Genomic DNA, 16,071 nt, shown 5'->3' on the forward strand with positions numbered 1-16,071 from the left:
TCGGTTTCAGATGAGTCTTGCGCGGATTGCCAGTGCGAGCAAATGATACATGGTGTGAATCTCGAGACGTTTCCTGGTCTCGAAGAGCTTGCTCTTGACCGAGTTGTATTTGACCCCTTCCAGATCGGCCGCCTCTTCCATCGTCTTGCCGACGGCGATCCATTTGAGATAGGCGGCTTCCTTCGCATCGAGCCACGCCGGGTACTGTATGGTGGGTGTTAGTGGCAGGAGAGACATGCGGGCATGGAGTTGTCCGACTGCCCCTGCCGCCGCGATGGCGTCGATGTCACGATCAAGGTCAAGCACTGGTCTTTCCGAGGCCAGGGTGAACATCGACATCGATCCGTTGGCTGCCCTCACCGGGATGGTAATGCCGGAACGGATCCCGAAATCGGCGGCATTCGCATAGAACGCACGCTCGGCTTTCGAAAGTCGTTTGCCATCAAAGTCGTGACCCCATGCAAAAGCTTGTTTGACGGACTTGGCGCGTTTCACGACGGGGTCGATGGCCGCGAGTTTCTGCTCAAAATAGATCGACCGCCACTCGGGGTGATAGTTCGAGACCGCAAGCGTATGGCCGGGCTGGATGTGAAGGTAAGCATAGCCGCCAAATCCGGCCTCGTCGGCGAGGTGACCAAGGGCTTGCTTGATGATGCTCTCGTCACCCTGGAGGGCGGTGATATCGGTGAGCTTGTCCAGCCAGTGCTGCATTTTCTTACTCCGTTTTGGTGTTCAGGTGGAACAGGTCACGAGAGCCCCTCGACGTTTATTATGGTATGTGATTAAAAGCAACCCTAGATTGCATAATATACCTTATGGAACTCGCAGTCGGCACTGTTCAAATTCCCCCCAAGCAGACGTATTTCATTTCCAAATAATCATCTGCGCCATGGCGAGATCCTTCGCGGCCGATGCCGGATTGTTTGATGCCGCCGAACGGTGCGGTCTCGGTAGAAATCAACCCGGTATTGACGCCAACCATCCCGTACTCCAGTGCTTCTGCTACCCGCCAGACTTTTTTCAGGTCGCTGGCGAAGAAATAGGCAGCAAGGCCGAATTCCGTATCGTTGGCCTGCTGGATAACGTCTTCCACAGTATCGAAACGGAAGAGCGGTGCGACGGGCCCGAATGTTTCCTCACGCGCGACCTTCATCGCCCGGGTGACGTCTGTCAGGACGGTTGGCGTGAAGAATGTTCCTGCACCTTCGACACGTGCTCCTCCGGTCAGTATATTGGCGCCCTTGCCGACCGCGTCTCTGACATGGTCCTCGACCTTGGCCAGTCCCTGCTCATCGATTAGCGGACCGATTGACACGCCCGGCGCAAACCCATCACCGACCGACATTTCGGCAACCCTTGCAGCAAGCTTTGCTGCAAATGCATCATAGACACCTGACTGGACATAAAGCCGGTTGGCGCAGACGCAGGTTTGGCCGGCGTTGCGATATTTGGAGGTCATCGCACCCTCGACCGCCGCATCGAGATCGGCGTCATCAAAGACGATAAAAGGCGCATTGCCACCGAGCTCAAGGCTGACCTTCTTAATCTGGTCGGAACACTGGCGCATGAGTATCCGGCCGACTTCCGTCGACCCGGTAAAGGTGATCTTGCGAACCTTATTGTTGCCGCAAAGCTCCCGGCCGATCGCTGGACCATCCTGGCCGACTATGAGATTTAGAACGCCTGCCGGCACGCCGGCCTGTTGCGCGAGCACAGTCAGGGCAATAGCCGTTAGCGGGGTCTGCTCGGCAGGCTTTGACACAACGGTACATCCGACGGCAAGCGCTGGCGCGATCTTGCGCGTCAGCATCGCGGCGGGAAAGTTCCAGGGTGTAATGGTGCCGACCACGCCCACCGGCTGGCGAATGACAAATAGGCGCTTGTCGCTGGAAGAAGCAGCTATGGTTTCGCCATAGATCCGCTTAGCCTCTTCTGCAAACCATTCGATGTAGGAGGCAGCATACAGGATCTCGCCGAGGGCCTCGGCAAACGGCTTGCCCATTTCCGCGGTCAGGATGGTGGCTAGTTCATCGGCATTGGCGATCATCAGATCAAACCAGGCGCGTAGAATGAAGGCGCGCTCTTTTGCCGGACGCGCGGCCCATGCGGGTTGCGCGGCATAGGCCGCATCGATTGCAGTCTTCGTGTCGTCTGCACCCATATCCGGCAGCGAGGCGAGCACTTCCCCGGTGGCCGGATTGAGAACGTCGAACATTTGACGCGAACCACCTTGCGTCCATACGCCATCGATGTAGCCGGACGACTTGAGAAGCGGCGAAGACGAGGAAACGTGCTTGGTCAAGGCATGAGTGAAGGTCATATTATTCTCTCCAGCGCTACAGCAAACCGATCCGACATCAGTGGCCAGCGACAGCTTCGAGGATCGAGGCTTCGACAATGTCGAGCGCCTCGCCGAAGATGTTGTCCTGAATGGTGAGCGGAGAAAGGAACCGAATGACGTTTCCGTAAGTCCCACAGGTCAGCAGAATGAGCCCCTTCTCCAGCGCGACGAGGCGAACTTTATTGGTAAATTCGGCGCTGGGCAGCTTTGTCGTCCTGTCGCTGAACTCCACTGCATTCATGAAGCCCGGCCCTCTGACATCGACGATTTCGGGCACGTTTTCGCGCAGCGATTCCAGCCGCTGCTTCAGTCGGCCGCCAAGCTGGTTGGCGCGATTGCAGAGATCCTCGTCTGCGATGACGTCGAGCACGGCATGGGCGGCTGCAATACCAATCGGGCTCCCGCCGTAGGTTCCGCCCAGACCGCCCGGACCTGGCGCATCCATGATCTCAGCGCGACCGGTGACGGCGGCAAGCGGAAAGCCGCCGGCCAGACTTTTCGCCATTGTCACTAAGTCGGGAGCAACCTGATGGTGATCCATGGCAAACATTTTACCCGTACGCGCAAAGCCCGTCTGAATTTCATCGGCGATGAGCAGGATGCCATGCTGGTCGCAAATCGCGCGGAGCGCCGTCATGAAAGCGGCGGGTGCCGGATAGAAGCCTCCTTCTCCCTGAACCGGTTCGATGATTATAGCGGCGACACGCTGCGGATCGACATCTGCTGCAAATAGCTTTGCCAGCGCTGCAAGGGACTGTTCCGGGGTGACGCCATGTAGTTCGATCGGGAATGGCACGTGAAAGACATCACCAGGCATGGCGCCGAAGCCGATCTTGTAAGGTACGACCTTACCCGTGAGCGCCATGCCCATGAAGGTGCGGCCATGGAAGCCACCGCTGAAGGCAATCACCGCCGAACGCCCCGTCGCAGCGCGCGCGATTTTAATTGCGTTTTCAACCGCCTCGGCGCCCGTCGTGACGAAAATGGTCTTTTTGGCAAATTTGCCGGGCGTCAGCGCGTTCAGGCGTTCGGCCAGCGCCACGTAGTTTTCATAGGGCACGACCTGATGGCAGGTGTGCGTAAAGTGATCCAGCTGCTGCTTGACGGCCGCAATCACGCGGGGATGCCGGTGGCCGGTGTTGAGAACGGCGATGCCCGATGCAAAATCGATATAGCGCCGCCCCAGCTTGTCCCAGATCTCGGAGTTTTCGGCACGCTCGGCAAAAATCTGCGTGGTCATGCCGACACCGCGTGCGATGGCAGTGCTTCTTCGTTCAGTTATACTCATGGCATTCATCGGGACGTCCTCACCCTATAAGAAAGTTCATTTGCGGGATTATCGTGTGCGACAACTCGGGGCCGCTCAGTCTCTGTGTTGAACTGAAAACGTTATTTTAGATGCGACCGGCCGCGCTTACACCGCTTGCGTGTCTGGCGGTAATCGTTGCTAGGCAGTGGCTCGAAGCAGCCTCCGCTGAGCAGTCCCGCTGCTCTCATCACCGATGCGAAATTGGTTGAGTACCTCATGAAGATCTTTTGCTTCCAAAGCGACAGACTTCACGATGCGATTTGTAGCTTCAACCATGATGCCATTTTGTTGCGTAATATTGTCGATTAGTCCAACCGCAGCATTAGTTTCCCGAATGCTAGCATTTTGGGATTTTGCGCCCTGCGCGATTGAATCGATATTCGTAGCGATCAAGGAAACGCTTCCCTTAATTTCGTGAAGCCTATCCTGGGCTGCCTTTACGAGTTCCGCGCCGTGGACGACATTTTTTCTCGATTCCGAAACTAGATTTCGTATTTCAAGCACCGACGCTCCGGTCTTCTGTGCCAACTCGCGGACCTCGTGTGCGACAACCGCAAAACCTTTTCCGCTCTCCCCTGCCCGCGCCGCTTCCACGCCGGCATTCAAAGCCAGAAGATTTGTCTGAAACGCGATGCCCTCGATCAGGTCGGCGATCGTCGTGATCTTCAGCGAAGACTTTTCAATCTGGGTCATCGCATCGACCGCCTGGACGACGACCTCGCCGGATCTCCGGATTTGTTCATTCGCGCGCTGTGCAGCTTGAGACACGTCAATTGCCAACTGGCTTCCAGTGGCTGCGACCGTCACGATTTCATTGAGCGCGGCTGAAGTTTCTTCCACCGAGGCGGCCTGCTGTTCCGTGCGTCTAGCGAGATCGTCTGTATCAACCTGGAGATCCAGCATGTCCCGGCTTATGATTGTCGCTTTACCGTTGGCTTCCTTCAACGTGGCGCCAAGCCTCTCCATCGACAGGTTAAAATCGAGACGGAGCTGATCGAGTTCCCGCTTGAACGGTTGCTGTAGACGGACGGCGAGATCGCCTTCTGCGACCTGATGCAGGCCAAACGCCAGCGCCTGTACGGCAAACCGCGTGGTATCCGCATCCTCTTGCTTTTCTGCCTGGACCGTCAGTTGCTGTTCGGCCGCAAGCATGCGTACTTCACCGGCCTCATGTTCGGCTGCAAGTTTCTTCTGCGCGTTCTCCCTAAAGATTTTCAAGGCGCGGGCCATTTCGCCAATCTCATCTTTTCGATGTGTCCCAGTCACGTCGATGGATAGGTCTCCACCTGCGAGCTTTATCATTAATCGCGTTAGCGCCTGGATTGGCGTTTTGAGCGCGAAAATGAGCAGGACGCCTGCCGCGATGCCAACAACAAGAGCGACAACCGACGCCATAAGCGACAGTGTCTGCGCCTGTGCCTGAACCGTCGCAGCGCCCTCCCGCTGCCGGTCGGCAAAACGGACGATGGCTTCCCAAGCCTGATTTATGTCGGAAGAAATAGCGCCGTAGGACCGACGTCTGTCTGCAGCCACCCTTACCAAAGCGCTTGCCTCATGGTCGAAGTCCCGCATCAACACACTCGACTGTGCGACAAGCCCAGTGATGCCAGGCCTTAAGGTCGCCAGTGGCTTGTACTGCGATAGGTAGAAGCTTGCGCCCTTGATCCTGCCTTGAAACATCTGCAGATTTGCATCATTCGGCTTCGCGACAAAATCAGCAGCCGCTACACGCAATTCGAGGAGTGCCCCCTCCATTTTCTGGCTCAGCAGAGCGGTTTTCTTCACGTCGGTAGGACTCGCCTCGCCGATCATAGTAACTTGCCCCAGCACGTTGGCTTTGATTTGGAGGAGCGTCTTCAATCCGTCGCTGATCGCCCGGCGCGCGCTGTCCTCACCAAGCTGCAACACCCACAACTGATAGATCTTAGCCTGCATGAAGATGGTAACGGTTCTGGCCTCGCGCAGATCGGCCTGCTCCTGCGGCGAGGAGGCAAGCACCATGTTCTTTTCAAGCTGGAGAACCTGTTCACCAAGCAAGCGCTTCACGGCATCGCGGTTGGCTTGATCGGATTTTTCGAGAAATCCGGCCATTTTTTCATAGGTCTGCTTATAGCCACCAAGTGTGATAATACCGGCATTCGTTCCGTGAAGCCGATCGTCCAACATGGACCCCGCTATGGCGTTGACGACAGCTAGCGAAACCATGCCCAAGAGCAGCGGCATGATGATCAAGATGATTTTCGTCTGTATACGACCTTTTTCCAAGAGACTCCCAAAGACCATATTCTTCTCCCAATAAAACCATCGGCTCGTGCTTACGAGCGCTTGAGCAGCCGTTCGACCGCCGCCGCAAAGTTCAGCAACGTCGCTTCATGGCCACGACGACCGACGATCTGAAGACTCGGCGGCGGCAGCGCAGAGTGGCCCTTCATCGGCATTGCCAGAGCGGGGTGCCCCGTGTGATTGAACAGGCAAGTCTGGCGCACCAAACCCATTGTGAAGTCGATATCCTCGCCTGATACCAGCAACTTGACGGCATCCTTGCGCGGATGCAGGACTGACAACGTCGGCGTCAGAATGAGATCGACCTCGCTCAGGACATGATCGACCTTGCGGGTCATGGAGACGCGTTGCTCGCAGGCGCTGATATACTCACTAACGTGCATCCGACCTGCTGCTTCGAACCAGTCCTGTGCCAAGACGGGATAGTGACGAATATCCTCGCCATAATTGGCGCGGTGAAACGCTGCACCCTCAACGAAGAAGATGCGGCCGTGCATCTCGAGGATCTCCTGCAGGTGCGGGAGCTTTATTTCCGTAACGGTGGTTCCGCCACCGGAAAGACGATCCAATACATCGGCGAAATCATCACCGATGAGGCGATCAGCGTCGGCTATCCAGCGAGGATCAAAACCGATGGATCGCACTTGGGTGGCCTCCACACCGCTGTCGGATAGTGCGTTCCACATCAGACGCACGTCTTCTACCGTCGTTGCCATCGGACCGATGTGATCGAGCGAAGGAACCAGAGGATAGACACCGTCTTTAGACCAAACGCCAAAACTTGGCTTTAGTCCCACCGTCCCGCAACAAGCCGATGGGATCCGGATCGATCCTCCCGTATCCGTTCCGATAGCTCCAAGGCAGAAGCCGGCGGCTAGTGCTGCCGCCGAGCCGCCACTCGATCCCCCGACGGTCAGTGCCGGGTCACGCGGATGGGTGACTTCGGCAGTCCGCACGCCGAAAGCACCGGGATCGGAAATCGAAACGCCAAGAATGATGGCGCCCGCATCCCTCAGACGCTTGACCACCGGAGCATCTGTGGTCGGAACGTTTCCGCCCCGGAACGGAAGTCCGGCCGAGCAGGGAATGCCGTTCGTGTCGCAGTTTTCCTTGATGATGACCGGCATACCAGCCAGAGGCGGTAATGGTCCGCCAGCCTCCAACAGGCTGTCCATTGCACGAGCAGCGTTCAGTGCTTCATCTGCCGATAAGACACGAATGGCCCCTACGGCGGCATTGCCCTCTGTAATGCGCGTCAGGAACTGCGATGTCAGCTGTTCAAAGCTGACATCGCGCTGGGTGACGGTAGCGCTTGCTGCCGCCATGTTGGAAAACAACGTTTCCATCCGGTTATCACCCACGGTTTAAAGGCTGCACTGGGCGATGTCTGGGTCGATCTGGCCGTAGTTCTTGACGATATCCCATTGGCCTTTATCGTTTCCACGAGCCAGCAGGCTGTTGGACCGCATGACATTGTTCGCCGCAAAGTTGACTTTGCCCTGCGGGGCATCGAACTCAACCTCACGGAAGGCGGCCCTAACCGCATCCGTCTCCGTCGTTCCTGCCTTCTCGACTGCAGCCTTGTAGAGATAGACGGCGTCGTAGGCAGCCTCGCCGATCGCACTGATAGGCTTGTCCGCACCGAACATTTCCGAATAGGCTTTCTTGAAGGCCGTGTTTCGCTCACTCTCCAGACCCATAAAATAAGCTTGGTTTGAGAGCGCTCCTGACGTCAACTCTGGATGGAAGAAGGAAAAGGTTTCGTCCAGCCCATTGGAGAACAACTGCTGCTTGAAACCGAAGCTCTTGTACTGCTTCAGGCATGTGATCAAATCGTTGCCGGCAACCATGACCCAGACGAAATCCGGGTTAGCCGCCTTTAGGCGGTCGAAGACGGGACCGAAGTCCTGCGTGCCGAACGGCAGGAATTCTGCACCTAGCACTTTCCCGCCCTTTGCCTCTAGCGCGACCTGGACTTCCTCAGCGCTCTTGCGCGGCCACACATAGTCAGAGCCGATGATGTATGTCGTCTTTCCTTCGTTGGCCGTCAGCCAGTCGACAGACGGCACGATTTGCTGGTTCGGCACCTGCCCCGTCGAGAAGAAATACGGCTCGCAAACTCCGCCCTCGTAGTAGGTCGTGTACATCAGAAGTTTTTTCGCAGGCGTTGTGACGCTACGCGCGGCGACATGGGTAAGGCTTGCGATGAGGCCGATGATAGCATCGACTTCATCGTCGTTGACGAGTTTCCTAGCCTTGTCGATTGCGCCACGGGTTGTTGTCTGATCGTCCTCCACGGTAACATCGATCTGGCGTCCCGCAATGCCGCCGGCATTGTTGATTTCAGCGATCGCAAGATTAAAGCAGTTGAGCTGGGTTTCGCCGAGGATGGTTTCCAGCCCCGTCAGACCTGACAGGAAACCGAGTTTGATCGGTCCTTCCTGGGCACGCAGAATGCTTGGCATGCCCAGAGACATCGAGGCGACCGCGGCTGCGCCCGCACCAAAGGTCTTCAGCGTCGTGCGGCGTGTTATCAATCTTGAAGTCATGTCATTCCCCTTTCGTGGTTGTTATTTTCTTCCAGCCTCAGACGGACAGATACCGCTGAAGAAGTTCCTCATTTTCCAGTTCGGCGGGATGGCCGCCGTAGACGATCTCTCCTTTAACCATGATCACGAAGCGATCGGCCGCGGCCTTTACGAGCCCGAGGTTCTGCTCGACCATAAGTATTGAGATTTTTCGGGTCGTGACGAGTTCGCGCAAGAACAGGCCAATGTCCTGAACGATGTTGGGCTGGATCCCTTCCGACGGCTCGTCGAGCAGCAGCACCCTCGGATCTCCGCACATGGCGCGCGAGATGGCTAGCTGCTGCTTCTGGCCACCAGACATGGTGCCGGCGAGTTGTCGATGTCGTTCGGCGAGGATTGGAAAACGCTCGAACACGAACTCCGGTATTGCGGCAACTGCAGCCGTGTTCGCTCTCAGCCCCATCCGGAGATTTTCCTCGACCGTCAGCTTGTCGAAGATGCCACGACCCTGCGGGACGTAGCCGATGCCGCTTCTTGCGATATGATATGTCGGCTTGCCCGTGATGGCGCGATCCTTCATGTAAACATCGCCTCCTGTCGCAGGCACGAGGTTCATGATCGTTTTCATCAAGGTGGTCTTGCCGACGCCGTTGCGTCCGAGCAAAGCCACGACTTCGCCTTCGCCGACCTCAAGATCGATGCCATTGAGGATCTGTGCCGAGCCATAAGCCGATTTAAGTGCTTCAACCTTCAGCATCAGTGCCGCCCCAGATAAACGTCGCGAACTGCCTCATTGCTTTCGATATCCTCGAAGGAGCCGGACGCAATCAATGCGCCATGGTGAAGAACGATGGTGCGTGCATTCAGCTCTCGCACGAACGCCATGTCGTGCTCGATCACGATGACCGTGGCCTCGCCGCGCAATTGTTTGAGGAAACGGGCGGTGTCGCTGGTCTCATCGACCGAAAGCCCGGCCGTCGGTTCGTCAAGCAGCAAAACCTTCGGCTTCATAGCCAGCGCCATGCCCATTTCGAGCCACTGCTTGCCGCCATGAGGAAGATCAGCGCCGCGTATGTCTCGTTCCGCAGTCAAGTGTATCTTTTCGATCAGAGCGTCGAGTTCGTCTCTATTTAAGCCTCGCCCACCGGCAAGGGTCAGGTTCTCCGCAACAGTCAGACTCTCGAAGACGCTTGGCACTTGAAACTTGCGGGCGATGCCGAGGTTGGCGATCTTTTCAGGAGGCAGGCCGTTGATGACTTCGTCACCGAAGAGGACCCTGCCCTCGCTCACAGGAAGCGTTCCGCAGATCATGTTGAGAAGCGTGCTCTTGCCAGCGCCGTTCGGCCCGATGACACAAATCAGCTCGCCCGGGGCAAAGACTTCGGAGACACCATTGATGGCCTTGAAAAGGCCGAAGCGCTTTGTGACGTTTTCCAGTGTGAGGAACGGGATCGTTGAATTGCTCATTGAGCTACTCCTCCCCTTTTCCAGCGTTTGAAAAGATCAAGGACGAAAGCGGGAATACCCTTCGGAAACACGAGAACGAGCAGGATGAAGAAAGTGCCGATCGCCAGCGGCCACGCCGCGACACTCATAGAGCTGATCTTCTGCTGCAGTTGCCAGACGACAAACGTGCCGATCACTGCGCCCGTCAGCGTCCCGCTACCACCGACGGCGACCCAGATGATAACCTCGGTCGAAAGGAGAAGCGCGATCTGGTCTGGTGCGACGAAGCCGGCGCAGCTCGCATAAAGTGCGCCTGCGAAACCCGCCATCGCGGCGGAACTGACGAATGTCAAAAGCAGAATACGCTGTGTCGGATAACCGAGTGTCCGGACTTTCGTTTCGTTGTCTTGGATTGCGGTAAGAAGCAGTCCGAGACGGCCGTGCATGAGCCGCAAGGCAACGAGCAGGCTGACCGCAAGAATGCCAAGTGCCAGGTAGTAAGAAGAAAGCGTGCCAGAGAAATCAAAGTTAAAGATTGACAGCGGCGGTACGCCAATAAGTCCGGAGTCGCCCCCTGTCACGCTCGACCAGCCGATCGCAATCTGATTGGCGATCAGCGTCAAGGCGAGCGTTACGATTGTAAAGTAGGCGCCTCGGACGCCGCCGTAAAGTATGAAATAGCCGACGCAAAGTGCAACGAGAACGGCAACGCCGACGCCGAACAGCAGACCCACTAAACTGACCCACTGCGGCTCGAGCCCGAACCGGATCGACGCGATAGCCATTCCGTAGGCGCCCAGACCGAAGAACGTCGCATGGCCGAAGCTGAGGATACCGGTTCTACCCCAGAATATATCGAGGCTAAGGGCAAATAGGCTAAGCAGCATAATGTCGCGATATGTCGAAAGCGTATAGCTCTTGACGAAAAGGGGAAGAATGATGAGAGCCGCCAGCATGATCAGCGCAATGACCGTCGAAGGGCGGTAAGTCCTGATGTTCCGGCGCATCATGGCTGAGCCTGCCGGTTGAATTATAGTCATGCGGGCAACACCCCATTTGGACGGAAACGCAGGATTACGATTGCCATCACCAGCACCAGGGCTTGGGCGACGGTAGTGGGTATCTGGTATGAAAGCGCTGTCTCAAGACCGCCAATGAAGCTGCTTCCAGCCGCAACACCGGCCACACTGCCCGCGCCTCCAACCAGAACCACAAAGAACGAGCGCGCCAGATAGTTGACCCCCATATAGGCCGTGACCGCCGTCATCGGGGCGAGAAGGACACCTGCCAGGGCCGCCATTGCAGCACCGGACGCGAAGGCCCGTGCATTGACCTTCTCGACATTGACACCCATCACCGCCGCCATCTCACCGTTCTGGATAGCCGCCCTGACATTGAGCCCGAAGTTCGTTTTCTTGAACACGACGATTGTGGCGAAGAAAACGGTCATGACCAACCCGATCAGGAACAAACGGTAGGCCGGATAGGTCGCGCCAAATAGGTCGATTGCGCCTTCAAACGGACCTGTTACCCGTTGTGGGGCTGCCCCGAATGTAAGGACGAGGAGTTGCTGAATGATGAGGCTGAGACCCCAGGTTACGAGGATCGCGTGCAGAGGATTGCCATAGACCCGGGCGATCAGTACACGTTCGACCATCAGCCCGATGCAATATCCCACGAGCGGTCCGACTAGAAGCGCCAGCCAGAAACTGCCGCCTGCTGCCTGAACGGCCACAAGCGTGAATGCGCCGATGGTAACGAACTCGCCATGGGCAAGATTGATCACGTTCATCAAGCCGAAGATGATGGCAAGCCCCATCGAAACAATGAGAAGAATACCGATCAGGGTCATCATGTTCAGCATAAAGGGAATCGCGGTCTGCATCAGACGTTACCCCCGAATGCGAATGGCCACTTTCCATTTGAAAGAGGAAAATTTGCCGGAAGCAGTTCCTCGTAGCTCAAGGCCGCGCTGAGAACCGCGCTGTCGGCTCCGCGCGCGCCAATGATCTGCAGACCGATTGGCAATCCATCCGGTGTCAATCCGCACGGCACGGAGCAAGCAGGCTGCTGGCTAAGATTGATCGGAAAGCTGAAGGAAGACCATTCAATCCAGCTTCCAAAGCCGCTTCCTGGAGGAACATCGTGACCCGCTTCAAACGGTGAGATGGGAACTGTGGGCGAAATTACAAAATCCAAGTCGACGAGAAGCGCATCCATGGCCGCGCCGTAACGGCTACGTTGGACTTCTGCGCCCATTCGCTCGACCCCGCTGTAGGCCTGTCCGAGCGATGCGGCTTGAAGAAAGCCTGGATCCAATACCGAGTGATTTGCTGCGTCGATCAAAGATAGCCGGTTGGCGGCGCCAATATACCAGTGGCGGTAGAAAATCTCCAACAGGTCGTCCTGATAGGGTAACTGGATTTCCACGACGCTGGCACCCGCTGCTTCTAACTTTAAAAGTACCCTCTCGATAGCAACCTGAATTGCGAGATCGACGCTGCCGACGCACGGCGTTTTCCAATAGCCAATCCGCTTTCCTGCCCATTCGATGTGAGAGGGCCTGATGGGCGGAAATGGCGTTGGCGGCTGCGTCCAATCGCTGACGTCACGCCCAGACATGACCTCGAGCATAAGAGCTGCGTCGGCAACCGTCCGCGTCATCGGCCCAATGTGGGCGACCGAGCCGTAAGAGCTTGGTGGATTGGCCGCTACACGGCCGTAAGTAGGCTTGTGTCCGACAATGCCGGTGAAAGCTGCGGGGATGCGGATCGAACCTCCACCATCCGTGCCCAGATGCAGTACGCCTGCCCCGCAGGCCGCTGCCACGGCAGCGCCGCCTGACGAACCGCCCGGCGTTCGTGAACTATCCCATGGATTTCGAGTGATTCCGAACGTCGGGCTATCAGTTAGCGCCTTCCAGCCAAACTCCGGAGTAGTGGTCTGTCCGATGAATACTGCGCCTGCCTTGCGTAGTCGGCTGACCGAGGGCGCATCCTGGCCACCGGTAGCGGTGTCTGTGGTGCTGCTGCCATAGCGTACGCTCCAACCTTCAACGAGCACTATGTCTTTGATCGTCGTGGGTATGCCATCGATAGGAGACAGGGGGGCCCCTCTACGCCAACGCTCTCCCGAAGCTTCGGCGGAGGCCAACGCGCCTTTCGAGTCGATAAAAGTAAATGCGTTGAGTGGTGCAATGTCCGCTGCGCGGACTAGGGCCGCGCGCGCGACATCGACCGGTGACAGATCACCTTTTTGATAGGCAGTCGTCAGTGCGTGACAATTGAGAAGACATAGATCTGATACCGCTGAAGCCAATCCAGCGCAACTTTGGTCGGTGCCCAATTTAGTTCCCTTTATAAATTTTTCGGCACTATGCACGCGACGGAGAAATATATAAAATGCAAAATATGAAGAGTATCAGTCTATAAAGTGGATCAATGAATCTTACTCTCCGCCAACTTCGTTATATCGCTGCGGTTGCGGAAAGCGGCTCGATCGCCGCTGCTGCGAGGGAGTGCCGGATCGCGCAATCTTCTATTTTAGCTGCTCTTGACCAAGCTGAAGTGGAAATGGGCGCGCGGCTTTTTGACCGTCGGCCGTCCCGTGGAGTCGTTGCCACGCCCGCTGGCGGCCGCTTCCTTGCGTCTGCCCGCCGCCTACTCGTTGCTGAGGCGGAATTTGAGAGGACAATGGATCGGCACAACCAACTTATGCCTCCTGTCCTACGCATTGGTTGTTTCGAGCCCTTTGGCGCCTTGTTCATGCCTGAACTCCTGAGGCGATTTACGGAGGGGGCGGACATTGAAGTGCAGCTTTATGAAGGTGAACAGCCGCAGCTGCTTGCGTGGCTGGAAGCCAGCACGGTGGACGCGATCGTCACCTACGACATTGGAACCGGTCTCCCCGAAGATGCCGCCGTGCTGGCAAGAGTACCGGCGCACGCGCTCATGCATGTTTCTCACCCTCTGGCGGCCAAGCCGGCTTTCAGTCTTGCCGAACTTGCCCAACTACCCTTCGTTCTCCTGGACCTGCCACAAACCGCAGCTTACCTCCTGACTTTGTTCGACATTGCCGGCCAGCGGCCAAAAGTCGCCTTCCGCACGCGCAGCTATGATTCCGTACGTGCAGCGGTAGCCTGTGGTTTTGGATTCTCGATACTCAATATGAGGCCGATTGGGCGTGGCAGTCCCGATAGTGAAGAGCTAGTCCGACGACCATTAAACGACGATCTGCCTGCACCGCAGTTAATGATCGCCGATCGCTATGGGGATGCGAAGCCTGCGTTCCTGAGGCGGTTCACAAAAATCGCTCATGAATTCTTCGATGGTGTGGGACCGGAACACTTCACAGTAACTCTGCCCTCCAAGCCGCAGTAGTTGCAGCTTGTTACGCCCGAAGCTTTCACAATCCGGAAAAGTGACCGCCGGATGGTGAGCCCGGTGGAATAACTGGCAGGCTGACTTAACACGCATCGCGAAGCCTGCTTTCGATCAGGAGACCGCTCTCGTCCATAATCGGGTGGGCAACGGAGATTATATGGGCGTTGATACGCTTCAGGTCGCGCAACAAATCGAGATGCAGCGAACTGGTTTGCAGGCTGTCGGCGCGGCCACCGCGCAGGCGTTCAAGATGACGCTCAGCCGACTGCTTTTCCATCCGGCGCACTTCGACCTTCATTTTCATCAACTGCCTGGCGAGATTGAAGTCGCGAGTGGCGAAGATCGTCTGGGCGACCCGCAGGTTGTCGATGGTCAGATCAAAGAGCGTCTTCAACTCCTCGTACCCATCCTCCGAGAGCTTCAGGCTGAGGGAGGCTTTCTTGACGACCTGCGGCAGGAGGCCTTTTTCGATGATGTCACCAATATGCTCGAGGTTGATCGCATAGTCGATGATGACGATCGACCTGCGGCTGTTCTCCTCGGTAAGACCCTCTCGGCCAAGCTTCGAGAGGTAGATCTTCACTTCCTGTTGCAGGCTATCAACTCGCTTTTCCAGCAACGGGATCTCTTTTGATGCGGAGATGTCGTTCTTCTCGAACGCCTCGTAAGCGCGTATCATCATGCGCTCGATGAGATCCCCGATGCCGAGTACCTCACGTGTGGCGCTGGCGAGAGCGATCACCGGCGTCGATAGCTCCTCGGCGTCCAGATATTTTGGACCGTTGTCGGACTGGGGTTCTTCCGGCACTAAGTAGATCATCAGTCGCGACAAGGGCCGTGAGAACGGCCACGCGAGCGCCGCCAGGGCGAGGTTGAAGCCAAGATGCGCATCGACTGGCAATTTTGCCGCCGGAAGCGGCAACATGTCGAGCAGGTGCGCACCATAGCCGGCAAGTGGTAGTGCGACCAAACAGCCGGCGGCCCGCACGATGAGGTTAGAAAGCGTCACGCGTCTGACTGAGACCGGGCCGGACAGCGATGCTACAACTGGGGGAATGGCGCCGCCGAGATTGGCGCCGAGGACCAGGACGATGATCAGACCCGCCGATAGGATCCCGGTCGACGCCAAAGACAGGATCAGGACCACTGCGGCGAGGCTGGACGACGAAACAAAGGCGATACCCGCAGAGAAGACAAGCGCGACCGGCCACGCATTGTCGAGCAAGCCGATGAAGGCGGCGAGTGCGGGCGAATGTCGCATCGGTTCGGTCGCAGCTCCAAGCAGGTGCAGGGACAACAACATCAGCCCGATACCGATCAGCGCTGTACCCCCGCCCTGCCGATTGATCGAGCCGCTGCGATAGAGCACGATGCCGGCAAGGATCACGAGCGGTGAGAGCCACTCGATGCCGGTGGCGACAATCCAGGCGGTCACAGCCGTGCCGACATTGGCGCCGAGTAGCACGATCTGCGCCATGCGCGGCTTGACCAGTTCGCGCTTGACGAACGAGGCAACCATCAGCGCCGTCGCCGTCGAGCTCTGCAGCGCCACGGTTGCGACAAAGCCGGAGAGGAAGGAGCGCACACTGCCGCGCGTCCCGGACGCCAACCCTGTTCTGAGCTTTGCCCCGAAGGCACGCGACACGCCACCCTTAACCTGCGACAAGCCGAACAGCAGCAGGGCGACCGCGCCGAACAGGTTGATCATCACGATTGTGGTTTCCAAGTCTGCCTCCTTTTCGCTTGGTACTGCAGGACAGCGGCAGTCGCTGATCGATACGA

Annotated in this window: 13 protein-coding genes; 1 reads left to right on the forward strand and 12 read right to left on the reverse strand. The window is 57.2% G+C overall.

Annotated elements, in window-relative coordinates; genetic code table 11:
• Positions 1–6: 6 nt before the first annotated feature.
• The 11 genes from traR to IFT59_RS20780 all read right to left on the reverse strand — a co-directional run bounded on the left by traR (position 7) and on the right by IFT59_RS20780 (position 13,252).
• Positions 7–711: an autoinducer-binding transcriptional regulator TraR gene (gene traR, locus IFT59_RS20730; protein WP_192088157.1), complete on the reverse strand. Its 705-nt coding sequence runs from the start codon at positions 709–711 to the stop codon at positions 7–9.
• Positions 712–838: 127 nt separating this feature from the next.
• On the reverse strand, positions 839–2,320 hold the full coding sequence (locus IFT59_RS20735; protein ID WP_192088158.1) for an NAD-dependent succinate-semialdehyde dehydrogenase: 1,482 nt from the start codon (positions 2,318–2,320) through the stop codon (positions 839–841).
• Between the two features lie 37 nt (positions 2,321–2,357).
• Entirely contained in the window at positions 2,358–3,638 is a 1,281-nt protein-coding gene (locus IFT59_RS20740) for a 4-aminobutyrate--2-oxoglutarate transaminase (RefSeq protein WP_192088159.1), read from the reverse strand.
• Between the two features lie 150 nt (positions 3,639–3,788).
• Positions 3,789–5,933 carry a methyl-accepting chemotaxis protein gene (locus tag IFT59_RS20745; RefSeq protein WP_192088160.1) on the reverse strand — a complete coding sequence of 715 codons (2,145 nt, stop codon included), beginning with the start codon at positions 5,931–5,933 and terminating at the stop codon, positions 3,789–3,791.
• Between the two features lie 32 nt (positions 5,934–5,965).
• Positions 5,966–7,258 carry an amidase gene (locus tag IFT59_RS20750; protein ID WP_206758577.1) on the reverse strand — a complete coding sequence of 431 codons (1,293 nt, stop codon included), beginning with the start codon at positions 7,256–7,258 and terminating at the stop codon, positions 5,966–5,968.
• Positions 7,259–7,297: 39 nt separating this feature from the next.
• The gene (locus IFT59_RS20755; protein ID WP_192088162.1) at positions 7,298–8,482 is read right to left on the reverse strand and encodes a substrate-binding protein; all 1,185 of its coding nucleotides are present in this window, start codon (positions 8,480–8,482) and stop codon (positions 7,298–7,300) included.
• Positions 8,483–8,519: 37 nt separating this feature from the next.
• Complete coding sequence (locus IFT59_RS20760) at positions 8,520–9,218, reverse strand: ABC transporter ATP-binding protein (RefSeq protein WP_192088163.1); 699 nt, start codon at positions 9,216–9,218, stop codon at positions 8,520–8,522.
• The gene (locus tag IFT59_RS20765) at positions 9,218–9,928 is read right to left on the reverse strand and encodes an ATP-binding cassette domain-containing protein (protein ID WP_192088164.1); all 711 of its coding nucleotides are present in this window, start codon (positions 9,926–9,928) and stop codon (positions 9,218–9,220) included. Before IFT59_RS20765 ends, IFT59_RS20760 begins: the two co-directional genes overlap by 1 nt.
• Positions 9,925–10,947 carry a branched-chain amino acid ABC transporter permease gene (locus IFT59_RS20770; protein WP_249407681.1) on the reverse strand — a complete coding sequence of 341 codons (1,023 nt, stop codon included), beginning with the start codon at positions 10,945–10,947 and terminating at the stop codon, positions 9,925–9,927. Before IFT59_RS20770 ends, IFT59_RS20765 begins: the two co-directional genes overlap by 4 nt.
• Positions 10,944–11,792: a branched-chain amino acid ABC transporter permease gene (locus IFT59_RS20775; protein ID WP_192088165.1), complete on the reverse strand. Its 849-nt coding sequence runs from the start codon at positions 11,790–11,792 to the stop codon at positions 10,944–10,946. Before IFT59_RS20775 ends, IFT59_RS20770 begins: the two co-directional genes overlap by 4 nt.
• Positions 11,792–13,252, reverse strand: coding sequence for an amidase (locus IFT59_RS20780; RefSeq protein WP_197978185.1), 1,461 nt, complete (start codon positions 13,250–13,252; stop codon positions 11,792–11,794). The genes IFT59_RS20775 and IFT59_RS20780 overlap by 1 nt, the downstream gene beginning before the upstream one ends.
• A 95-nt stretch (positions 13,253–13,347) precedes the next feature.
• Here IFT59_RS20780 and IFT59_RS20785 point away from each other — a divergent pair, with 95 nt between their 5' ends.
• Positions 13,348–14,286 carry a LysR family transcriptional regulator gene (locus IFT59_RS20785; protein WP_192088166.1) on the forward strand — a complete coding sequence of 313 codons (939 nt, stop codon included), beginning with the start codon at positions 13,348–13,350 and terminating at the stop codon, positions 14,284–14,286.
• 85 nt (positions 14,287–14,371) lie between these two features.
• Here IFT59_RS20785 and IFT59_RS20790 read toward each other — a convergent pair whose 3' ends face one another.
• Positions 14,372–16,015, reverse strand: coding sequence for a Na/Pi cotransporter family protein (locus tag IFT59_RS20790; RefSeq protein ID WP_192088167.1), 1,644 nt, complete (start codon positions 16,013–16,015; stop codon positions 14,372–14,374).
• Positions 16,016–16,071 lie beyond the last annotated feature (56 nt).

Source organism: Rhizobium sp. CFBP 8752 (genome assembly GCF_014842035.1).
In the GTDB taxonomy this organism is placed as follows: Bacteria; Pseudomonadota; Alphaproteobacteria; order Rhizobiales; family Rhizobiaceae; genus Neorhizobium; species Neorhizobium soli.

Bases quoted from the DNA above. Each gene is read 5' to 3' on its own strand.
- IFT59_RS20750 (WP_206758577.1), bottom strand. From the start codon at position 7,258: ATGGCGGCAGCAAGCGCTACCGTCACCCAGCGCGATGTCAGCTTTGAA.
- IFT59_RS20775 (WP_192088165.1), bottom strand. From the start codon at position 11,792: ATGCAGACCGCGATTCCCTTTATGCTGAACATGATGACCCTGATCGGT.
- IFT59_RS20755 (WP_192088162.1), bottom strand. From the start codon at position 8,482: ATGACTTCAAGATTGATAACACGCCGCACGACGCTGAAGACCTTTGGT.
- IFT59_RS20760 (WP_192088163.1), bottom strand. From the start codon at position 9,218: ATGCTGAAGGTTGAAGCACTTAAATCGGCTTATGGCTCGGCACAGATC.
- IFT59_RS20745 (WP_192088160.1), bottom strand. From the start codon at position 5,933: ATGGTCTTTGGGAGTCTCTTGGAAAAAGGTCGTATACAGACGAAAATC.
- IFT59_RS20735 (WP_192088158.1), bottom strand. From the start codon at position 2,320: ATGACCTTCACTCATGCCTTGACCAAGCACGTTTCCTCGTCTTCGCCG.
- IFT59_RS20770 (WP_249407681.1), bottom strand. From the start codon at position 10,947: ATGACTATAATTCAACCGGCAGGCTCAGCCATGATGCGCCGGAACATC.
- traR (WP_192088157.1), bottom strand. From the start codon at position 711: ATGCAGCACTGGCTGGACAAGCTCACCGATATCACCGCCCTCCAGGGT.
- IFT59_RS20765 (WP_192088164.1), bottom strand. From the start codon at position 9,928: ATGAGCAATTCAACGATCCCGTTCCTCACACTGGAAAACGTCACAAAG.
- IFT59_RS20785 (WP_192088166.1), top strand. From the start codon at position 13,348: ATGAATCTTACTCTCCGCCAACTTCGTTATATCGCTGCGGTTGCGGAA.
- IFT59_RS20740 (WP_192088159.1), bottom strand. From the start codon at position 3,638: ATGAATGCCATGAGTATAACTGAACGAAGAAGCACTGCCATCGCACGC.